Consider the following 17,750-nt stretch of genomic DNA (forward strand, 5'->3'; position numbering starts at 1 on the left):
GGCTAGCCTTCCAGTTCCTCGCGCAACATCTCGAGTTCCAGCCACTCCTCCTCAAGCGCGGTGAGCGTCGTGCGTTCCTTGTCGAGTGCGGCGATGGTCTTCTGGAAACCGTGCGGATCGCGCTCGTAGAAGGCTGGATCGGCGATCTGGTTTTCCAGCCGCGAGATCGAGGCGGTCACTGCCTCCATCTTCTTGGGCAGGCTATCGAGCGCGAACTTCTGCTTGAACGACAGCTTCTTGGACGCGGCCTTGGGCACTTCGGCTTCGCCGCGGCCGGCTGAGGCCTGGCCATTGGCTGCCTTGCGCGACTTGCGGTCGTCGAGCTTGGTGCCTCCGCGCTGGGCCAGCATGTCGGCGTAGCCGCCGGCATACTCGATCCAGCGGCCCTCGCCGTCGGGCGCAATGATGCTGGTGACGGTGCGGTCAAGGAAATCGCGGTCGTGACTGACCAGGATGACGGTGCCGGCGAAACCGGCGACCAGTTCCTGAAGCAGTTCCAGCGTCTCCATATCGAGATCGTTGGTCGGTTCGTCGAGCACCAGAAGGTTTGCCGGACGCGCCAGCACGCGCGCCAGGATCAGCCGGGCACGTTCGCCGCCGGAGAGTTCGCGCACCGGCGTCCGCGCCTGCTCGGGCTTGAACAGGAAGTCCTTCATGTAGGAGACGACGTGGCGCTGCTCGCCATTGATGACGAGGTTTTCGCCACGGCCATCGGTCAGGTAGCTCGACAGCGTCTCGTTCGGATCGACCGCCTCGCGCTTCTGGTCGAGGGTGGCGATCTCCAGATTGACGCCAAGCCGCACGCTGCCGGCATCGGGCTCCATCTCGCCAGTCAGCATCTTGAGCAAGGTCGTCTTGCCGGCGCCATTGGGACCGACGAGACCGACGCGATCACCGCGCTGGATGCGGGTCGAGAAACCCTTGACGACTGAAAGCTCGCCAAAGCTCTTGTCGATGTTCTTGGCCTCGATGATAAGCTTGCCGGATTCTGCCGCCTCGCTCGCAACCATGGTTGCCACGCCCTCGGCGCCGCGATGGCTGCGGAACGTCTGGCGCATCGTCTGCAGTTCGCCGAGACGGCGCATGTTGCGCTTGCGCCGCGCCGTCACGCCATAGCGCAGCCAATGCTCCTCGCGCACGATCTGACGGCCTAACTTGTGCTGCTCGCGCTCCTCTTCCTCCAGGATCTGGTCCCGCCATTCCTCGAAATGGGCAAAGCCGCGGTCGAGCCTGCGCGTCTGGCCGCGATCGAGCCAGACGGTGTTGCGGCTGACGCGCTCGAGGAAACGGCGGTCGTGCGAGATCAGGATCAGTGCCGAGGAGGTGCGGATCAGTTCCTCTTCCAGCCATTCGATGACCGAGAGGTCGAGATGGTTGGTCGGCTCGTCGAGCAGCAGGATGTCGGGCTCGGGCGCCATGACGCGGGCAAGTGCTGCGCGGCGCGCCTCGCCGCCCGACAGGTCGGCCGGAGACTCCTCGCCGGTCAGGCCGAGATGGTCGAGCAGATAGGTGGCGCGATGCGGATCGTCAGCAGGTCCGAGCCCGGCTTCGACATAGGCGCGGACAGAGGCGAAGCCTTCCATGTCGGGCATCTGCGGCAAGTAGCGGATGGTTGCCGTCGGCTGGCGGAACACCACGCCGTCCTGCGGCTCGATCATGCCCGCCGCGATCTTGAGCAACGTCGACTTGCCCGAGCCGTTGCGGCCGACAAGCGCGATCTTGTCGCCGGCAGCGGCCGTCAGTGCGGCGCCATCGAGCAGCGGCGTGCCGCCAAAGGTCAGACGGATGCCGTCGAGATTGAGAAGCGGAGGCGCCATGTTTCAGAAATCCGAGGCAGGAAAGGGATGAGCGAGGAGCAGGGCACGGCCGCTGCCGAGCGAAATCCGCAACGGACCCCGCACTTCATTGGAAAGGGTCAGCGACGAACCGAACGGCACGTCGACATTGTCGAGCGGCCACTTGGCGCCCTGTTCGGACAGCCCGGTCAGCTCGGAGAAGGCGAGCACCGAAAACAGCATGCCGTCTTCATAGTCGAAGCCAGCGCTGCCGGGCAGGAGCGGCAAAGCCTCCTGGCGCCCGCTGCTCAGCAGCACCTCGATGCCGGCTTCGGCAAGCCTGAGCGCCAGGGCGAAATGAAGGAAGGCGTGGTCGGCGCGGGCGCCGCCGAAGGCGCCGACAAGCACCAGCGAGGTCGCGCCGAGCCGAAGCGCGGCATCGATGGCCAGTTCACCGTCGGTCCTGTCCTTTTCGGCCGGAAAGGTCGCCCGCGGCAGGTCGGCAAAACGCGGGTCGAGATCTACCGGCACGGAATCGAAGTCGCCGAGCCACAGTTCCGGCATCAGCCCGAGCGTGGCGGCATGGCGGATACCGGCATCTGCCGCAATCACCCTGCTGCCCGCCACCTGGCGGTCGAGGCGCGGGGTGCGGAAAAGCTCGCCGCCGAGAAGTATGGTGAACCGGGTCATGGCATGCGCATTACCAGCCCGGCAGCCGAAACGGAAGGCCGCGGCGTGGTCGGTGGCCGGCAAACTACCGCTTGCGTGGCCTGATGCGCGAGCCTATTTGTTGAACCGCTCTAACGGGGTGCCGGTCGCGCAATTGCGTGCCGGCTGAGAGGCATAGGGAACCGTCCCGGCCAACCCGCTGAACCTGATCCGGTTTGTACCGGCGGAGGGATTAGATGCTTCGGACGCCCGGCGCTTCAAATTCCCTTTCAACACCAATGAAGGAGGCGCCGATGCGCTCGTTGATCCTGTCCATGACTTCCGCCCTGGCGCTGGCCACGGTTGCTTTCCCTGCCGCTGCCGAAGGCAAGCTTACCGTCTACACCTATGAAAGCTTCACCTCCGAGTGGGGCCCCGGCCCGCAGGTCAAGAAGGCCTTCGAAGCCGACTGCGCCTGCACTGTCGACTTCGTCTCGGTCGCCGATGGCGTAGCACTGCTCAACCGCGTCAAGCTCGAAGGTGCATCGACCAAGGCCGACATCGTGCTTGGCCTCGACACCAACCTGACAGCCGAAGCCAAGGCCACCGGCCTGTTTGCGCCGAATGGTGCCGCCGGCGCCGACGTCAAGGTTCCGGGTGACTGGAAGGACGACACCTTCGTTCCTTACGACTACGGCTACTTCGCCGTCGTCTATGACACCGAGACGCTGAAGAACCCGCCGAAAAGCCTGAAGGAACTTGTCGAGGGCAATCCGGAAGAAAAGATCGCGATCCAGGATCCGCGCACCTCGACGCCGGGCCTCGGCCTGCTGCTCTGGGTCAAGTCGGTCTATGGCGACAAGGCGCCGGAAGCCTGGGCCAAGCTTAAGGGCCGCGTGCTGACCGTCACCCCGGGCTGGAGCGAGGCCTATGGCCTGTTCACCAAGGGCGAGGCGCCGATGGTGCTGTCCTACACCACCTCGCCAGCCTACCACATGGTCGCCGAAAACACCGAGCGTTACCAGGCGGCGTCATTCGAGGAAGGCCACTACCTGCAGATCGAAGTCGCCGGCATCACCACGACCGGCGCCAAGAACCCGCTGGCCGAAAAGTTCATGGCCTTCATGACCAGCCCAGGCTTCCAGGACGCCGTACCCGAAACCAACTGGATGCTGCCCGCCGGCAAGACCGACAAGCCGCTCAACCCTGCCTTCGACAAGCTGGTGAAGCCGACCAAGACGCTGATCTTCAGCGCCGACGAGGTGGCTGCCAACCGCAAGGCCTGGGTCGACGAGTGGCTCGGCGTGATGAGCAAGTAAGGCTCTGTCGACCTGCCATGGTTGCGCTTGAACATCCCCTTCTGGCCTGCCGGCCATCTCCCCCGCAAGGGGGGAGATTGGTAGTGGAATGGCTCTCGCCAACCCCAGAGGTTGCCGGTGGTGCGTGGGCATCCAAGCCGCTGATCTCCCCCCTTGCGGGGGAGATGGCCGGCAGGCCAGAGGAGGGTGGGACAGAGCGCGACCCATCGCGGCTGCCGCACCTGCGCCTAGCCAATCGCGGCCCTGCATGTCGGTGAGCCGTACAGACCCCCGCATCGCCGCCGGCATCATCGCGCTGGCGGCCATCGGCATCCTGATCGGCGGCGCATTTGCCGGTCTTGGCATCGAGGCCGCACGCAATCCACAAGGTGCTGCCGACGCCTTCGATTCCTATCTCTTCCGCATTGCCCGTTTCACCCTGTGGCAGGCGCTGCTGTCGACCTTGCTGTCGGTTGTGCCGGCGATCTTCGTTGCCCGAGCGCTCGCACGGCATCCCGCCTTTCCCGGCCGCGCGCTGATCCTGCGCCTGTTTGCCGTTCCCCTCGCCTTGCCGGCGATCGTCGCAGCCCTTGGCATCCTGTCGCTCTACGGCCGCGCCGGCTATTTCGCTGAACCGTTGGCGGCGCTGACCGGCGGCACCTGGCCCGGCATCTATGGGCTGTCCGGCATTCTCGTTGCCCATGTCTTCTTCAACCTGCCACTGGCGACGCGGCTGATTCTGGAGGCGCTGCAGACGGTGCCGGCGGACCAGTGGCGGCTGGCGAGCCAGCTCGGCATGGGCGCACGGTCGAGCTTCCGCATGATCGAATGGCCGGCAATCCGAGCAGCCTTGCCCGGCATTGCGGGCCTCGTTTTCATGCTGTGCATCACCTCCTTCACCATCGTGCTGACGCTCGGCGGCGGCCCGGCCGCAACAACGCTTGAGGTTGCGATCTATCAGGCGTTGCGCTTCGACTTCGACCCCGCGCGCGCAGTCGCCCTGACCCTGCTGCAGATCGCGCTCACGGCAGTTGTGGTTCTGGCGCTGATGCGGCTCGGTGCCAACACGACCGGCGACGCCAACCTGCCGGTGGTCCAGCGCAACTACATCAAGGCAAAGACCGGCGAGAAGGCGCTCAACACCGCCATCATCGTTGTGGCGCTCGTCTTCGTCGGTGGGCCGATGCTGGCGACAATCGTCTCCGGGCTTGAGGCCAATCTCGGCCGCCTCGCCGGCGAAGCGGCGGTGCAGCGTGCGACACGTACCAGCATCGTGCTTGCGACGCTGTCGGCAACACTCGCAACCATGCTTGCGCTGTCCCTCGTCATGGCGCGCCGGGCACTGGCCGGCAGCAGGACAGGCGGCGAAAAGACATTGCTCGAACGCTTCACCGACACCGGCGCCGGCTTCGTATTGGTGGTGCCGCCGATCGTCATCGGTGCCGGCTGGTTCGTGCTGGTGCGGCAGTCGGTCGAGGTGTTTTCGCTGGCGCCATTCATGGTCGTCACCGTCAACGCCGTTATGGCCATGCCATTTGCCGTCCGCGCCGTCCGCCCTGCCTATGACGCGGCCAGCGAACGTCACGAAAGGCTGTGCGCCCAGCTCGGCATCTCAGGCTGGAACAGGCTGCGGTTGATCGACTGGCCGGTGCTCAAGCGCCCGCTTGCAACGGCATTCTCCTTTGCCATGGCGCTGTCGCTCGGCGATCTCGGTGTCATCGCGCTGTTCGGCAGCGACGCGGTGCAGACCTTGCCCTACCTTTTGCTCGCCCGCATGGGCAGCTACCGCACCGATGACGCGGCGGGACTTGCATTGATGCTCGGCCTGTTGTGCCTGGCGTTGACAATGCTCGCCGACCGCCTCGGCAGGGAGACTGCGAAATGACCTCGACCAGTGCCGCGGTACGCCTCGACCATGTGGTGTTCAGCTATAGCGACACCATGGTGCGCTTCGACGTGACCTTTGCACCGGGCGAGATCACCGCGATCATGGGACCGAGCGGCGCCGGCAAGTCGACATTGCTCAACCTCGTCGCCGGCTTTGAGATACCGCGCGAAGGCCGCGTGTTGATCGGCGACGTCGACGTGACGATCGCACCGCCATCCGAGCGGCCGGTGTCGATGGTTTTCCAGGAAAACAACCTCTTTGCCCATCTCGACGTCGAGAAGAATGTCGGGCTCGGTCGCTCGCCTGCGCTGCGCCTGGCCACTGCCGACAGGCGGGACGTGGCAACCGCACTGACACGCGTCGGCCTCGCCGGCATGGAGAAGCGCCTGCCCCGCGAACTGTCGGGCGGCGAACGCCAGCGCGTGGCGCTGGCGCGCGTCCTTGTCCGCGACCGGCCGATTCTCCTGCTGGATGAACCCTTTGCCTCGCTTGGACCAGCATTGCGCGAGGATATGCTGGATCTCGTGGCGAGCCTTCATGCAGAACGCGGCATGACCGTGCTTTTCGTGACACACCAGCCCGAAGATGCCCGAAAACTGGCTAAAAACATGGTTTTCGTCGAGGCTGGCACTGTCGCGGCGGCTGGAAAGACTGCGGATTTCTTCACCAATGCTGGACCTGAAGCGTTCAGACACTATATCGGCGGTGAACGGTGATGACGCGATCACGCCGGGTTGCCCGGAAGCGGACATAATTTACAGCCAAATCGCCACATTGGCGGTATCGGCCTTATTGTGTCGGCGAGTCGTCTGTGGCTACGTCCATCTGGTCGGGCCCGCTTCTGCTTTGCCTGCCGCCTAAAGACTTCGAAAGGACGCGAGCTCTGCCCACCTGCCGCGACATGTTGATCGAGACGAGAACGCCCCGCTATGCGCGCCTGATGGTTGCCGTCGCGCTGTCGGCGCTTGTCTCGGGTTGCCAGATACTCAACCCCTCCGACGTCCGCGAGTCAGGCTTCCAGCCGTCCAACAATCCTGTCACCGTCGACAACGTCACCCGCAACGACAAGCTCGCCGAGATCGCCAAGGCGCAGCATCCGCGCATTCTGGCGACCTATGGCGGCGAGTATTCGGATCCCAAGCTTGAGCGCATGGTCGCCAAGGTTGTCGGCAGCTTGACCACCGTGTCGAGCAACCCGAACCAGACCTACCGCATCACCATCCTGAATTCGCCCAACGTCAATGCCTTTGCGCTGCCCGGCGGCTATCTCTACGTGACGCGCGGCCTGCTGGCGCTGGCCAATGATTCGGCCGAGCTTGCCGCCGTCATCTCGCACGAGATGGGCCACGTCACTGCCAACCACGGCATCCAGCGTCAGCAGAAGGAAGCCGAGGAAGTGTTGGCGACCAAGGTCGTCACCGACGTGCTCGGCGAAAGCCCGACCGCCAAGGCAGCGCTGATCCGCGGCAAGCTCCGGCTCGCCCAGTTCTCGCGCAATCAGGAGCTGGAAGCCGACGGCATCGGCATCAAGATGAGCGGCCAGGCCGGCTACGATCCGTTTGCCGCAGGACGCTTCCTGCAGTCGATGGCCGCCTACTCCGACCTGCGCGCGGTCAGCGGCGCCACCGACGCCAGCCTCGACTTCCTGGCGAGCCACCCCAACGCGCCGCAGCGCATCGACCTTGCCCAGCGCCACGCCCGCCAGTTCGGCGCGCCCGGCATCGGCCGCCGCGATCGCGATTCCTTCCTCGCCGGCATCGACGGCCTGCTGTTCGGCGATACGCCCGACGAAGGTTATGTGCGCGGCACCACCTTCATGCACCCCAAGCTCGGCATCTCGTTTGCCGTGCCGCAAGGCTTTGTCATCGACAACACGGCAGCCGCCGTCACAGCGACCGGACCTGACAATACGGCTATCCGCTTCGATGGCGTGGCGATCGACGCCAAGCTGCCACTGACCGACTACGTCAAGAGCGGCTGGGTCGCAGGCCTCGACCCGTCGAGCGTACGCGCCGATACGATCAACGGCAACGAGGCGGCCTTCGCCCGCGCCAGCGCCGAAGGCTGGCAGTTCGATATCGTCGTGATCCGCAATGGCGCGCAGGTCTATCGCCTGCTGACGGCCGCTCCGACGGCCAGCACCGCGCTGGACCAGATCGCGCGTTCGGTCAGCTCCAGCTTCCGGGTCATGACGGCAGCGGAGAAGGCTGGTCTGAAGCCGTTGCGCATCCGCGTCGTCACCGTCCAGCCCGGCCAGAACATGGGCTCGCTCGCCGCCAGCATGGTCGGCGTCGACCGCAAGCTCGACCTGTTCAGGGTTCTGAATGCGCTGGCGCCCGGCGCCTCGGTCTCCGCCGGCGACAAGGTCAAGATCGTCACCGACCGGTAGCGCATCGGCCCGGAAATCGGGACGTTCGGCAAGCACGATGCAGGTCCAAGAGATCAGCGCTCAGGCGACCTGGAACGCCGAGTTCTTCCGCTCCAGCGCTGATTTCAGCTTTTCCATGGCGCGGGTCTCGATCTGGCGAACCCGCTCCTTCGAGATGCCGAGCGAGGTGCCGAGCTCTTCCAGCGTAGCACCTTCCTCCGTCAGCCGACGTTCTTCGATGATCTGCAGTTCCCTCGCATTGAGCACGGTGAGCGCGTCATGCAGCCATCCCGAGCGGCGCTCGATGTCGATCGCCTCGCCGACCAGCTCGTCCGGCAAGGGATCGTCCGAGACCAGCAGATCCATCCGTTCGCCCGAATCGCCATCGTCGCTGAGCGGCGCATTGAGCGAGGTGTCGGGCACCGACAACCGCATGTCCATCAGCGCGACGTCGGCTTCCGACACGCCAAGGGCTACCGAAATCTCCTGATAGGCTGCGGTGCCGCCGAGCGGGTCGCCGCCCTGGGCGAGCCGGGCGCGCATGCGCCGCAGGTTGAAGAACAGCGACTTCTGCGCCGAACTCGTGCCGCCACGGACGATCGACCAGTTGCGCAGGATATAGTCCTGCATCGAGGCGCGAATCCACCAGGTCGCATAGGTCGAGAAGCGGACCTCACGCTCCGGGTCGAAGCGTGCCGCCGCTTCAAGCAGCCCGACATGGCCTTCCTGGATGAGGTCGCCCATCGGCAGCCCGTAGCGCCGGAACTTGACCGCCATGGCGATGACCAGGCGCATATGGGCGGTGGTGATGCGGTTGAGCGCATCCTGATCGTGCCGCTCTTTCCAGCGGATCGCCAGCTCGAGCTCTTCGCCGCGCTCCAGATAGGGCGCGCGCGACGCCGCCCTCAGCATCATCTGCTCGCCAGACAGGCCTGCCCGATCCATATACATCTTGCGCCCCTTGTCCTGAGAGCAGCCAGACGCGCACCGCAATTGCCGCGCTGCCCCGCAGCGCCATTAACGCGCCGTATCGTCGAATGTTCCGGGGCGGCTGGCGGCCTTCAGTTGCGTAGATTCGCATTCCAGTATTGCGTCGATTTTGAAATTTCATTCCTTATGTCGAGAGCTGGCTTCTGACAGATTGCCGCCAATCACAACTTTCCCGGCCAGCGAGCCGGGCACAAAATCGGGATCACACAAAATGAAGTGGTTTAAGTCGCTGGCCGTTGCCGCAACGATCCAGCTCGCAGCCGTCGCCGCCGGCCATGCCGGTGAAAATCTCAATGAGATCAAGGCAGCCGGCGTATTCAAGATCGGCACCGAGGGCACCTACGCGCCCTTTACCTATCACGACGCATCGGGAGCGCTCGTCGGCTTCGACGTCGAGATCGGCAAGGAAATCGCCAAGCGCCTCGGCGTCAAGGCAGAGTTTCTCGAAGGCAAGTGGGACGGCCTGATCGCCGGCATCGACGCCAAGCGCTATGACGCCGTCATCAACCAGGTCGGCATCACGGAGGCGCGCAAGGCCAAGTACGACTTCTCCGATCCCTACATCGCCTCGAAGGCAGTGCTGATCGTCAGCGGCAAGAATGAGGACATCAAGGGCTTCGCCGACCTCAAGGGCAAAAAGTCGGCCCAGTCGCTGACCAGCAATTTCGGCAAGATCGCCGAGGCCAATGGCGCCGAGCTCGTCGGCACCGATGGCTTCGACCAGTCGATCCAGCTGGTGCTGAACGGCCGCGCCGACGCCACCATCAACGACTCGCTATCGTTCCTCGACTTCAAGAAGCACAAGCCCGACGCCGACGTGAAGATCGTCGCCGAAGAGGCCAAGGCCGACTTCTCCGGCGTGATCGTGCGTAAGGGTGAGCCCGAGCTGGTCGAGGCGATCAACAAGGCGCTGGCGGAGATCAAGGCCGACGGCACCTACAAGAAGATTTCCGAGACCTATTTCGGCGCCGACGTCTCGCAGTAACAGCATTGCCCTTCAGGCGGCGCCCGGCGTGGCGGCCGCCTGTAAGGCGCTCATTTTCCACCTCTCATTTTTTCCCATGAACTTGCCCGGAAAATCTGCGATTTTCCGGGCTTGTTTGTTGTGGAGAGGGAGCATTCATCTTGCCACATTGGCTTCAATTGATGCTGGACTCGCTCGGCCCACTGTTGTGGGCCGCGCTCGTTTTCACAGCCCCGCTGACGCTTCTCTCTTTCGCCTTCGGCCTGACCGTGGGGCTGGGCGCAGCCCTTGCCCGCCTGTTCGGGCCTACCTGGCTTTCTGGCATCGTCCGCTTCTACGTCTGGATCATCCGCGGCACGCCACTTCTGGTGCAGCTGTTCCTGATCTTCTACGGCCTGCCCAGCATCGGCATCGTGCTCGACGCCTTTCCGGCGGCACTGATCGGCTTCACCCTCAATGTCGGCGCCTATTCCTCCGAGATCATTCGTGCCGCCATCAGCTCGGTGGCCAAGGGGCAGTGGGAAGCGGCTTACTCTATCGGCATGACATGGTCGCAGGCGATGCGTCGCACAGTCCTGCCGCAGGCGGCCCGCGTCGCCGTGCCACCGCTGTCCAACACCTTCATCTCGCTGGTCAAGGACACCTCGCTGGCTGCCGCCATCACCGTGCCGGAGATGTTCCAGGCAGCCCAGCGCATCGTCGCCACCACTTATGAACCGCTGATCCTCTATGTCGAGGCGGCCATACTCTATCTCGCAATGAGCTCGGTGCTGTCGTCGCTTCAGGTCAGGCTCGAGAAGCGGCTCAACCGTTACGGCGGCTTCCTGGAGGCACGGTCATGATCGGACTGTCCCACATCGTCAAACAATTCGGCGACAATGTCGTGCTCAAGGATGTTTCGGTCGAGATCCGCGAGGGCAGCGTCACCGCCCTCGTCGGGCCTTCCGGCGGCGGCAAGAGCACGCTGCTGCGCTGCATCAACCTGCTGGAAATTCCGACCTCCGGCACTGTGCGCATCGGCGACGACACGCTCGAATTCCGCCCCGGCCACCGCGTCGCCACCAAGGCAATCCAGCAGTTGCGCCGCCAGACAGGCATGGTGTTCCAGAACTTCCAGTTGTTTCCGCATCGCACGGCGATCGAGAACGTCATGGAAGGGCTGGTGACGGTGCTGAAATGGCCAGATTCGAAGGCACGCGAGCGGGCCATGACGCTGCTCGACAAGGTCGGCATGGCGCACAAGCTCGACGCCTGGCCCGCGACCTTATCCGGCGGTCAGCAGCAGCGCGTGGCCATCGCACGCGCGCTGGCGCCGTCGCCCAAGGTGCTGTTGTGCGATGAGCCGACCTCGGCACTCGACCCGGAACTCGCGCAGGAAGTGGTCGACGTGCTCGGCCAGCTGGCGCGCGAGGGCACGACGATGGTGATCGCCACGCACGATCTGCGCCTGGCGTCGAAGATTGCCCATGAGGTGCTGTTCCTGGAAGCGGGCTCGGTGGTTGAAAAGGGCCCTGCCAACGAGGTGTTCGGCAATCCCACGCACGAGCGCACCAAACGGTTCATCGCGACGATCACGCATCAGCACGACCACGGCAAGGGCGGCGAAGGCTAGATCTCGCTGCCGCCCCAGGCAGTGGTCAGAACGAGATTGCCACGGCCGGGCGGACATCGACCACGGCATCGCCGGCACCAAAACCGTCGAGCGTTTCGTTGTGGTGGGCGATGATGTCGACATGGGTGAGATGGGCCGAGTCGGCGGTCGTATGGCAGTCAGCGACGAGCGTGACGTCGTAACCGAGCGACACGGCCCGACGCACAGTCGTGTCGACGCAGAACTGGGTCATGCAGCCGCCGACGACAAGATGCGAGATACCAAGCTCCCCAAGGCGGGCGCCGAGCTCGGTCTCGTGAAACGAGTCCGAGCTCTTCTTGCGAACGAGAAGGTCACCGGCCCGCGGGGCCAGCTCCGGCCGGACTTCCCAACCTTCCGTGCCAACTGCCAGGCGGTGGCCCGCAGGGCCGTCATGCTGGATGACTATGACCGGCACGCCCGCAGAACGCGCTCTGTCCTGGAGATCACGCAGCCTGCCAATGGTATCGTCGAGCGCAGCCTCGAGCAGTGGCTGCCGCTCCGAGGTGCCTTTGCCCCTCTGGATCGCATTCTGCACGTCGATGACAAGAAGTGCGGTGCCCATATGCTGCCTCTCCTGTTGCGATGATTGGCGTCGGATACAGCAAAACCGGTCGGCTCAGTAGCGGCTTTCACGCCGAACTGCTCGGCCAGCAGGGCCACCTTCTGGCCTGTCCCGTCGGTCGCAGGGTCACGGCAACCGCGGTGACGGTCCAGAAGTGGCGGCATCTCATCCAGCCAGAGCCTCTAGGATATTTTCCAGAAGTGACTTTCAGCCGATTGGCCGCGCAACGCACCATTGTCTGCTGAGACGCGCTGCCTCTCGGCAGACAAACAAAAAAACCCGGCCAATGGCCGGGTTTTTCATAGCGGAACTTACAAGCCCTATCAGGCAGCTTCTTCCTGCTCGGCGTCGGCTTCTTCGTTGTCAGCCTTGGTGCCGCGCTTCGGACCCTTGTTGAGGTTGGTCTCGATGAGACGGACAGCCTCGGTCTCCGACAGGCGGTTGACCGCTGCCAGTTCGCGCGCCATGCGGTCGAGCGCTGCTTCATAGAGCTGGCGCTCGGAGTAGGACTGCTCCGGCTGGTTGTCGGCGCGATAGAGGTCGCGCACGACCTCGGCGATCGAGATCAGATCACCGGAATTGATCTTCGCATCATATTCCTGGGCGCGGCGCGACCACATGGTGCGCTTGACGCGGGCGCGGCCCTGCACGACCTTCAACGCACGCTCGACATAGTCGGTCTCCGACAGCTTGCGCATTCCGATGGACGTTGCCTTGGCGACCGGCACCTTGAGGCGCATCTTGTCTTTCTGGAAATCGATTACGAACAGCTCGAGCTTGTGTCCCGCCACTTCCTGCTCGTCGATCGATACGATCTGGCCGACGCCGTGCGCCGGGTAGACAATGTACTCGCCAGTCTTGAAACCGTGACGTGCTGCGGATTTCTTCTGCGGGATGGAAGTTGCCATACGCCCTGAACTCCTTCTTGTGACACCGGCCCGCCGAGGCCGGTTGATCGGGACGGTCGCAAAACGCGACCTTCTGCCGCACGACATTCGACCCCCAATCGGAAGAGCCTGGACCGGCAAACCGCAAAACGTTGCGACCGCCGGGCCCAGATTACTCTGGTCCGGATTAGGGTTGTCACCTTTCAGTGAATTAGGCTATGCGCCATAAATCGACGTTGTGTCATCGGCATGTTGGGCTAGCTCTAACACAAAAAGTCGGAAGAATCAAGATTTTGCTGCATACGCGAACAATCTGCCGCGTCAAGAGTCGACGGCGGCTCTCAATCCAACGATCTAGCGCCATTTAGGGCGCGCTACCCTCAGTTGCCTTCGCCAGGCTCGGCCGAAAAGAACTTCTCGAACTTGCCTTCGACGCCGTCAAATTCCTTGGCGTCTGCCGGCGGCTCCTTCTTTGCAGTGATATTCGGCCATTTTTCGGCATATTCGGTGTTGATCTGCAGCCATTTGTCGAGCCCCGACTCAGTGTCAGGCTTGATCGCGTCGGCCGGACATTCCGGTTCGCAGACGCCGCAGTCGATGCACTCGTCGGGATGAATGACGAGCATGTTCTCGCCTTCATAGAAGCAGTCGACCGGACAAACCTCGATGCAATCCATGTATTTGCATTTGATGCAGTTGTCGGTGACGACGTAGGTCATGAAGCAGGCTCCGGGACTTCCCGTAGTTTGTATCTTTCGGGTGAGGTATCCCCTTTGCGGGGTCGTTGCAAGGGCGGCCATTCCGCGCAGAAGCACGTTTGCGGAACGTAATTCTCAACTTCGTTGCCGCCGCTCCAGAGCCTTTGCGTCACTGGTCGCGCAGCCTGTCGGTGGCCCGCCGTTCTTTCTTGGTCGGACGGCCACTGCCAACCTCGCGCAGCGGCGGCCTGGCGTCGGGCGGCGCCTCATCCCTCGGCGTGGGTGCGGGAGAGATGTCGTCGTAGAGCTTGCGTGCTTCTTCGGCCGGCCCGCGACGCTCGCCAGCCAGCAGAATCTTGTAGACCAGGATACGACGATCGAGCGTAATCGTCAGCACGTCGCCTGCCTTGACGATGTCGGAGGCCTGGCTGAGCTTCTGGCCATTGCACCTGACGCCGCCAGATTGCGCGAGCTTGGCGCCAAGCGAGCGCGACTTGACCGCGCGCGAGAAGAACAGCCACTTGTCGATGCGCTGTCTTCCCTCGCCGGCCAAGGCGCTTACTTCTTGAGCTGGTCGCGCAGCGCGGCGAGCTTGGCGAAGGGCGAATCCGGATCGATGCGCACCGGACGCTCCTCGCGTGGCTTGGGCTGGAAGGCGGGCTTGCCCTTGGGGCCGTTGCGGTCGCCGCCGTGCCTGTCGCCCTGCGGACGCTCATTGCGATTGCGGTGTTCGGGACGCCCACCCTCGCCCTGCGGCTTGCCGCCGGGCTTGCGGTCGAAACGCGGACGGCCGCCATCACGGCCTTCGCCACCCTCGCGCCCGCCACTGCGGTTGCCCTCGCCCTGACCCTGACGGGCTGCGGGTGCGCCGGCGGCACGCTGCTCGCGCTGGCCGCCGCGTGGGCGATTGTCCTGGCGATGACGCGGGCGCTGCTCGAAGCGGCCCTGACGCCACAAAAGGATCGGCTTGGGTTCTTCGGCAGGCTCCGCGGCGGCAGTTGCCGGCTGGGCTTCGGCTGCAGCAGTCTCGACGGCCGCCGCTTCCGACAGCGCTTCGGCTACAGGTTCTGCGACGGCTTCCACTTCTGCGGCGGGTGCAGCAACTGCCTCGGGTTCGACGGCAGGCTCGGCCGCCACTTCGGCCACGACCTCAGCTGCAACCTCGGCAACCGCTTCCGGCGCCTGCTCGGCATCCGCTTCCTGCGCGGCTTGGGCAAATGCTTCCGTGGAAACCTCGGCGGCCTGGCCGGCAGCGGCAGCTGCCGCTGCGGCCTTGTCGGCCTGCGCCTTGGCCACGGCCTCGCGCATGGCAGCGTCGATCGTCTCGAGCTTGTCCTTGACCTCGGCAGCCGGCTTCGGCTCGGCGCGATAGCCGAGGCCCTTGAGGATTTCTTCCATGTCGTCGCCGGTTGCGCCGAGGATCGACATCATCTGCGGCGTGACGATGAAGGCGCTGCCGTCATAGGCACCGTCAGGACGCGCACCGATGCCCTGCTTCCAGGCAAGCGCCGGGCGGATCAGATCGGCGAGACGTTCGAGAATGTCGACACGCACGGCGCGGCGGCCGAGATTGCGGAATCCGGCAAGCTTGTAGAAGGTCTTGTCGAAAGCCTGATCGATGACAACAGACGTACGGCCGGCGGCCAACGCATGGACGACATCGCCGAAGCCCGGCTTGTCCTTGCCGTCATTCTTGAGCGCCCAGAGCAGCGTCACCAGGCCGGACGGTGCCGGCTTGATCAGCGCCGGTACAAAGACGTGGTAGGCGCCGAAGCGGACGCCGAGACGGCGAAGTGCTGCGCGACCTTCCTGGTCGAGCGACTTCACCTCGTCGGCGATGTCGCGGCGATTGATCAGGCCGAAATTCTCGACCAACTGGAAAGCGATGCCACGGCCAATGCCGGAAAGCTGTTCGCCGGCCTTGAGATCGACCAACGGCTTGAGCAGCGACTCAATCTGGAAATTGACGAAACGGTCGGCGCGCGCCGCGACCTTGTCACGGGCCGGGCCCGTCAGTTGCTCGTCGGCGAGCAGCACGACGCGCGGCTTGAGCGCGTCCTCGCCCTCGACCAGCGTGCCGATCGGCGCGCCGATCCAGCGCAGAACGCCGTCGGAGCCAAGCGCGATATCGCCATTGGGCGACGCCGAGAAACGCTCCGCGCGGGCATCGAATTCTGTGGCGAGCGCCTTCTGTGCTGCCGTGCGCACGGCCTTGGCGTCTTCTCCGCCAGCGCTCTGATCTGCGGTGAAACGGAACCCTTGCAGTTCGCCGACATGGTGGCCCTCGACGAGGACAGTTCCGGACGGGCTTATTTCGGCTTCAAGCATAGTGTTTTCTCTAAGGCGGCGCATGAGGACGGAAGTCCTGCGGTCTACAAAGCGTTTCGTCAACCGCTCATGCAGTGCATCCGACAATCTGTCTTCGATGTTTCGCGTTTTTTCTTGCCAGTGTGCCGGATCGGCAAGCCAGCCAGGGCGGTTTGAGACAAAAGTCCAGGTCCGGATCTGTGCGATCCGGTGGGAGAGCGTGTCGATGTCGCCTTCGGTGGAATCGGCGCGGCGCACCTGTTCGGCCATGTAGTTTTCGTCGACATGACCGTTGCGGGCGAGATCGTCATACATCGACGCAATGAGGTCGGCGTGCTGGGCAGGCGCAATCCTGCGATAGTCGGGCAGCGCGCAGGTCTCCCACAACAGGGCGACACGTTCGCGACCGGTGGCGAGCGAGCGGATGTTTTCGTCACGCGACAGGTGTTCGAGCGCCTGGGCGTCGACCGCAGGCAGCGCCCGCGTCAGGCCCTCGACGGGCGCCACCGTGTCGATCGAGCGCTTGAGCGTGTCGAGGCTTGTGAAGTCGAACGAAGCGGTGCGCCACTGCAGCACCTTGACCGGCTCGAAATCGTGCCCTTCGATCTTCTCGATCAGCTCCTCGTCGAACGGATCAACCTGGCCGGTAACGCCAAAGGTGCCGTCGCGAAGATGACGGCCGGCACGGCCGGCGATCTGGCCAAGCTCGGCGGCGGTCAGCTGGCGATACTGGTAGCCGTCGAACTTGCGGTTCTGGGCAAAGGCAACATGGTCGACATCGAGATTGAGGCCCATGCCGATGGCATCTGTGGCAATCAGGTAGTCGACGTCGCCGGACTGGTAGAGTTCGACCTGGGCGTTGCGGGTGCGTGGGCTGAGCGCGCCGAGCACGACGGCAGCGCCGCCCTGCTGACGGCGGATGAGCTCGGCGATGCCATAGACCTCATCGGCCGAAAAGGCGACGATGGCCGAGCGGCGCGGCAGGCGTGTCAGCTTCTTGGAGCCGGCATAGGCAAGATGCGACAGGCGCGGCCGGGTGACCACCGACACGCCCTTCAAAAGCTTCTGCAGGATGCCGTGCATGGTGGCAGCACCCAGCAGCAGCGTTTCCTGCCTGCCCCGCAGGTGCAGGATGCGGTCGGTGAAGATATGGCCGCGCTCGAGATCGCCGGCGAGCTGTACCTCGTCGATGGCGACGAAGGCGGCATCGGTCTGACGCGGCATCGCCTCGACGGTGCAGACGGAATACTTGGCACCGGCCGGCAGGATCTTCTCCTCGCCGGTCACCAGCGCAACCTTATGGGCACCAACCTTCTCGCAGAGCCGGCCATAGACCTCGCGGGCAAGCAGCCTGAGCGGCAGGCCGATGATGCCGCTTTCATGCGCGACCATGCGCTCGATGGCGAGATGCGTCTTGCCGGTGTTGGTCGGCCCGAGGACCGCTGTCACATCGCGACCCGACAGGATCAGGGGGTCATTCTGCTTGGAGTGAACATTCATTCTAAGGAACCGCCCTCGGCGCCGGGCCCACCCGGCGTTGCGCCGCTTTCACGACGACTGGACACATAGGGATTTGCGAGACGAAGCGAAAGCGGAATGTTCCAGATTTAAGAGTTGGAACGAGTCTGGAACGAATCAGCGACGAATCACTGACTCCGGCAGATTCAGGTTTTGTTCACCCCAACATATAGATTTCGTGCTGGCAAGTCGCACCACATGCAGATTCTCTAAA

The 17,750-nt window shown here is 64.1% G+C and carries 15 protein-coding genes and 1 riboswitch; of the genes, 7 read left to right on the forward strand and 8 right to left on the reverse strand.

All coding sequences use genetic code 11. The features are described from left to right. Nucleotides 1–2 precede the first annotated feature (2 nt). Both Amn_RS25250 and Amn_RS25255 read right to left on the reverse strand, forming a co-directional pair. Complete coding sequence (locus Amn_RS25250) at nucleotides 3–1,817, reverse strand: ABC-F family ATP-binding cassette domain-containing protein (protein WP_286293053.1); 1,815 nt, start codon at nucleotides 1,815–1,817, stop codon at nucleotides 3–5. A gap of 3 nt (nucleotides 1,818–1,820) precedes the next feature. Then, nucleotides 1,821–2,465: a thiamine diphosphokinase gene (locus tag Amn_RS25255; protein ID WP_067966047.1), complete on the reverse strand. Its 645-nt coding sequence runs from the start codon at nucleotides 2,463–2,465 to the stop codon at nucleotides 1,821–1,823. Between the two features lie 104 nt (nucleotides 2,466–2,569). Further along, a riboswitch (TPP riboswitch) is annotated at nucleotides 2,570–2,693 on the forward strand. A gap of 44 nt (nucleotides 2,694–2,737) precedes the next feature. On the opposite strand from Amn_RS25255, the gene thiB reads away from it, so the two are divergent. From thiB to Amn_RS25275, 4 genes are all read left to right on the forward strand, one after another. Next, nucleotides 2,738–3,742 carry a thiamine ABC transporter substrate binding subunit gene (thiB, locus tag Amn_RS25260; RefSeq protein ID WP_286293056.1) on the forward strand — a complete coding sequence of 335 codons (1,005 nt, stop codon included), beginning with the start codon at nucleotides 2,738–2,740 and terminating at the stop codon, nucleotides 3,740–3,742. 247 nt (nucleotides 3,743–3,989) lie between these two features. After that, the gene (gene thiP, locus Amn_RS25265) at nucleotides 3,990–5,606 is read left to right on the forward strand and encodes a thiamine/thiamine pyrophosphate ABC transporter permease (RefSeq protein ID WP_286293059.1); all 1,617 of its coding nucleotides are present in this window, start codon (nucleotides 3,990–3,992) and stop codon (nucleotides 5,604–5,606) included. Beyond that, nucleotides 5,603–6,325 (forward strand): thiamine ABC transporter ATP-binding protein, encoded by a 723-nt coding sequence (gene thiQ / locus Amn_RS25270; protein ID WP_182574280.1) that lies wholly within the window; start codon nucleotides 5,603–5,605, stop codon nucleotides 6,323–6,325. Before thiP ends, thiQ begins: the two co-directional genes overlap by 4 nt. Before the next feature lie 224 nt (nucleotides 6,326–6,549). Continuing rightward, nucleotides 6,550–7,998 carry a M48 family metalloprotease gene (locus tag Amn_RS25275; RefSeq protein ID WP_154386648.1) on the forward strand — a complete coding sequence of 483 codons (1,449 nt, stop codon included), beginning with the start codon at nucleotides 6,550–6,552 and terminating at the stop codon, nucleotides 7,996–7,998. Nucleotides 7,999–8,058: 60 nt separating this feature from the next. On the opposite strand, the gene Amn_RS25280 is transcribed toward Amn_RS25275, so the two are convergent. Next, entirely contained in the window at nucleotides 8,059–8,928 is an 870-nt protein-coding gene (locus tag Amn_RS25280; protein WP_067956731.1) for an RNA polymerase factor sigma-32, read from the reverse strand. A gap of 250 nt (nucleotides 8,929–9,178) precedes the next feature. On the opposite strand from Amn_RS25280, the gene Amn_RS25285 reads away from it, so the two are divergent. The 3 genes from Amn_RS25285 (at nucleotide 9,179) to Amn_RS25295 (ending at nucleotide 11,543) form a co-directional block, all read left to right on the forward strand. After that, complete coding sequence (locus tag Amn_RS25285) at nucleotides 9,179–9,952, forward strand: amino acid ABC transporter substrate-binding protein (RefSeq protein ID WP_067956728.1); 774 nt, start codon at nucleotides 9,179–9,181, stop codon at nucleotides 9,950–9,952. Nucleotides 9,953–10,092: 140 nt separating this feature from the next. Beyond that, entirely contained in the window at nucleotides 10,093–10,773 is a 681-nt protein-coding gene (locus Amn_RS25290; protein ID WP_067956726.1) for an amino acid ABC transporter permease, read from the forward strand. Then, entirely contained in the window at nucleotides 10,770–11,543 is a 774-nt protein-coding gene (locus tag Amn_RS25295; RefSeq protein ID WP_286293068.1) for an amino acid ABC transporter ATP-binding protein, read from the forward strand. Before Amn_RS25290 ends, Amn_RS25295 begins: the two co-directional genes overlap by 4 nt. A 25-nt stretch (nucleotides 11,544–11,568) precedes the next feature. Here the strand turns inward: Amn_RS25295 and Amn_RS25300 are convergent, their stop codons facing one another. The 5 genes from Amn_RS25300 to Amn_RS25320 form a co-directional block, all read right to left on the reverse strand. After that, the gene (locus Amn_RS25300; RefSeq protein ID WP_286293070.1) at nucleotides 11,569–12,126 is read right to left on the reverse strand and encodes a cysteine hydrolase family protein; all 558 of its coding nucleotides are present in this window, start codon (nucleotides 12,124–12,126) and stop codon (nucleotides 11,569–11,571) included. A 323-nt stretch (nucleotides 12,127–12,449) separates the two neighbouring features. Further along, nucleotides 12,450–13,034, reverse strand: a complete 585-nt coding sequence (locus Amn_RS25305) for a CarD family transcriptional regulator (protein ID WP_067956717.1) — start codon at nucleotides 13,032–13,034, stop codon at nucleotides 12,450–12,452. 359 nt (nucleotides 13,035–13,393) lie between these two features. Next, a complete protein-coding gene (gene fdxA, locus Amn_RS25310; RefSeq protein WP_067956714.1) occupies nucleotides 13,394–13,732 on the reverse strand; it encodes a ferredoxin FdxA in 339 nt (112 codons plus the stop codon). Nucleotides 13,733–13,880: 148 nt separating this feature from the next. Continuing rightward, nucleotides 13,881–14,264 carry an RNA-binding S4 domain-containing protein gene (locus Amn_RS25315; protein WP_067956710.1) on the reverse strand — a complete coding sequence of 128 codons (384 nt, stop codon included), beginning with the start codon at nucleotides 14,262–14,264 and terminating at the stop codon, nucleotides 13,881–13,883. Between the two features lie 5 nt (nucleotides 14,265–14,269). Continuing rightward, nucleotides 14,270–17,518 (reverse strand): helicase-related protein, encoded by a 3,249-nt coding sequence (locus tag Amn_RS25320; RefSeq protein ID WP_286293073.1) that lies wholly within the window; start codon nucleotides 17,516–17,518, stop codon nucleotides 14,270–14,272. Nucleotides 17,519–17,750 lie beyond the last annotated feature (232 nt).

Source organism: Aminobacter sp. Y103A (assembly GCF_030294925.1).
Lineage (GTDB): Bacteria > Pseudomonadota > Alphaproteobacteria > Rhizobiales > Rhizobiaceae > Aminobacter > Aminobacter ciceronei.

Coding starts and splice junctions, on each gene's coding strand:
- Amn_RS25250 (WP_286293053.1), bottom strand. CDS start 1,817: ATGGCGCCTCCGCTTCTCAATCTCGACGGCATCCGTCTGACCTTTGGC.
- Amn_RS25255 (WP_067966047.1), bottom strand. CDS start 2,465: ATGACCCGGTTCACCATACTTCTCGGCGGCGAGCTTTTCCGCACCCCG.
- thiB (WP_286293056.1), top strand. CDS start 2,738: ATGCGCTCGTTGATCCTGTCCATGACTTCCGCCCTGGCGCTGGCCACG.
- thiP (WP_286293059.1), top strand. CDS start 3,990: ATGTCGGTGAGCCGTACAGACCCCCGCATCGCCGCCGGCATCATCGCG.
- thiQ (WP_182574280.1), top strand. CDS start 5,603: ATGACCTCGACCAGTGCCGCGGTACGCCTCGACCATGTGGTGTTCAGC.
- Amn_RS25275 (WP_154386648.1), top strand. CDS start 6,550: ATGGTTGCCGTCGCGCTGTCGGCGCTTGTCTCGGGTTGCCAGATACTC.
- Amn_RS25280 (WP_067956731.1), bottom strand. CDS start 8,928: ATGTATATGGATCGGGCAGGCCTGTCTGGCGAGCAGATGATGCTGAGG.
- Amn_RS25285 (WP_067956728.1), top strand. CDS start 9,179: ATGAAGTGGTTTAAGTCGCTGGCCGTTGCCGCAACGATCCAGCTCGCA.
- Amn_RS25295 (WP_286293068.1), top strand. CDS start 10,770: ATGATCGGACTGTCCCACATCGTCAAACAATTCGGCGACAATGTCGTG.
- Amn_RS25300 (WP_286293070.1), bottom strand. CDS start 12,126: ATGGGCACCGCACTTCTTGTCATCGACGTGCAGAATGCGATCCAGAGG.
- Amn_RS25305 (WP_067956717.1), bottom strand. CDS start 13,034: ATGGCAACTTCCATCCCGCAGAAGAAATCCGCAGCACGTCACGGTTTC.
- fdxA (WP_067956714.1), bottom strand. CDS start 13,732: ATGACCTACGTCGTCACCGACAACTGCATCAAATGCAAATACATGGAT.
- Amn_RS25320 (WP_286293073.1), bottom strand. CDS start 17,518: ATGAATGTTCACTCCAAGCAGAATGACCCCCTGATCCTGTCGGGTCGC.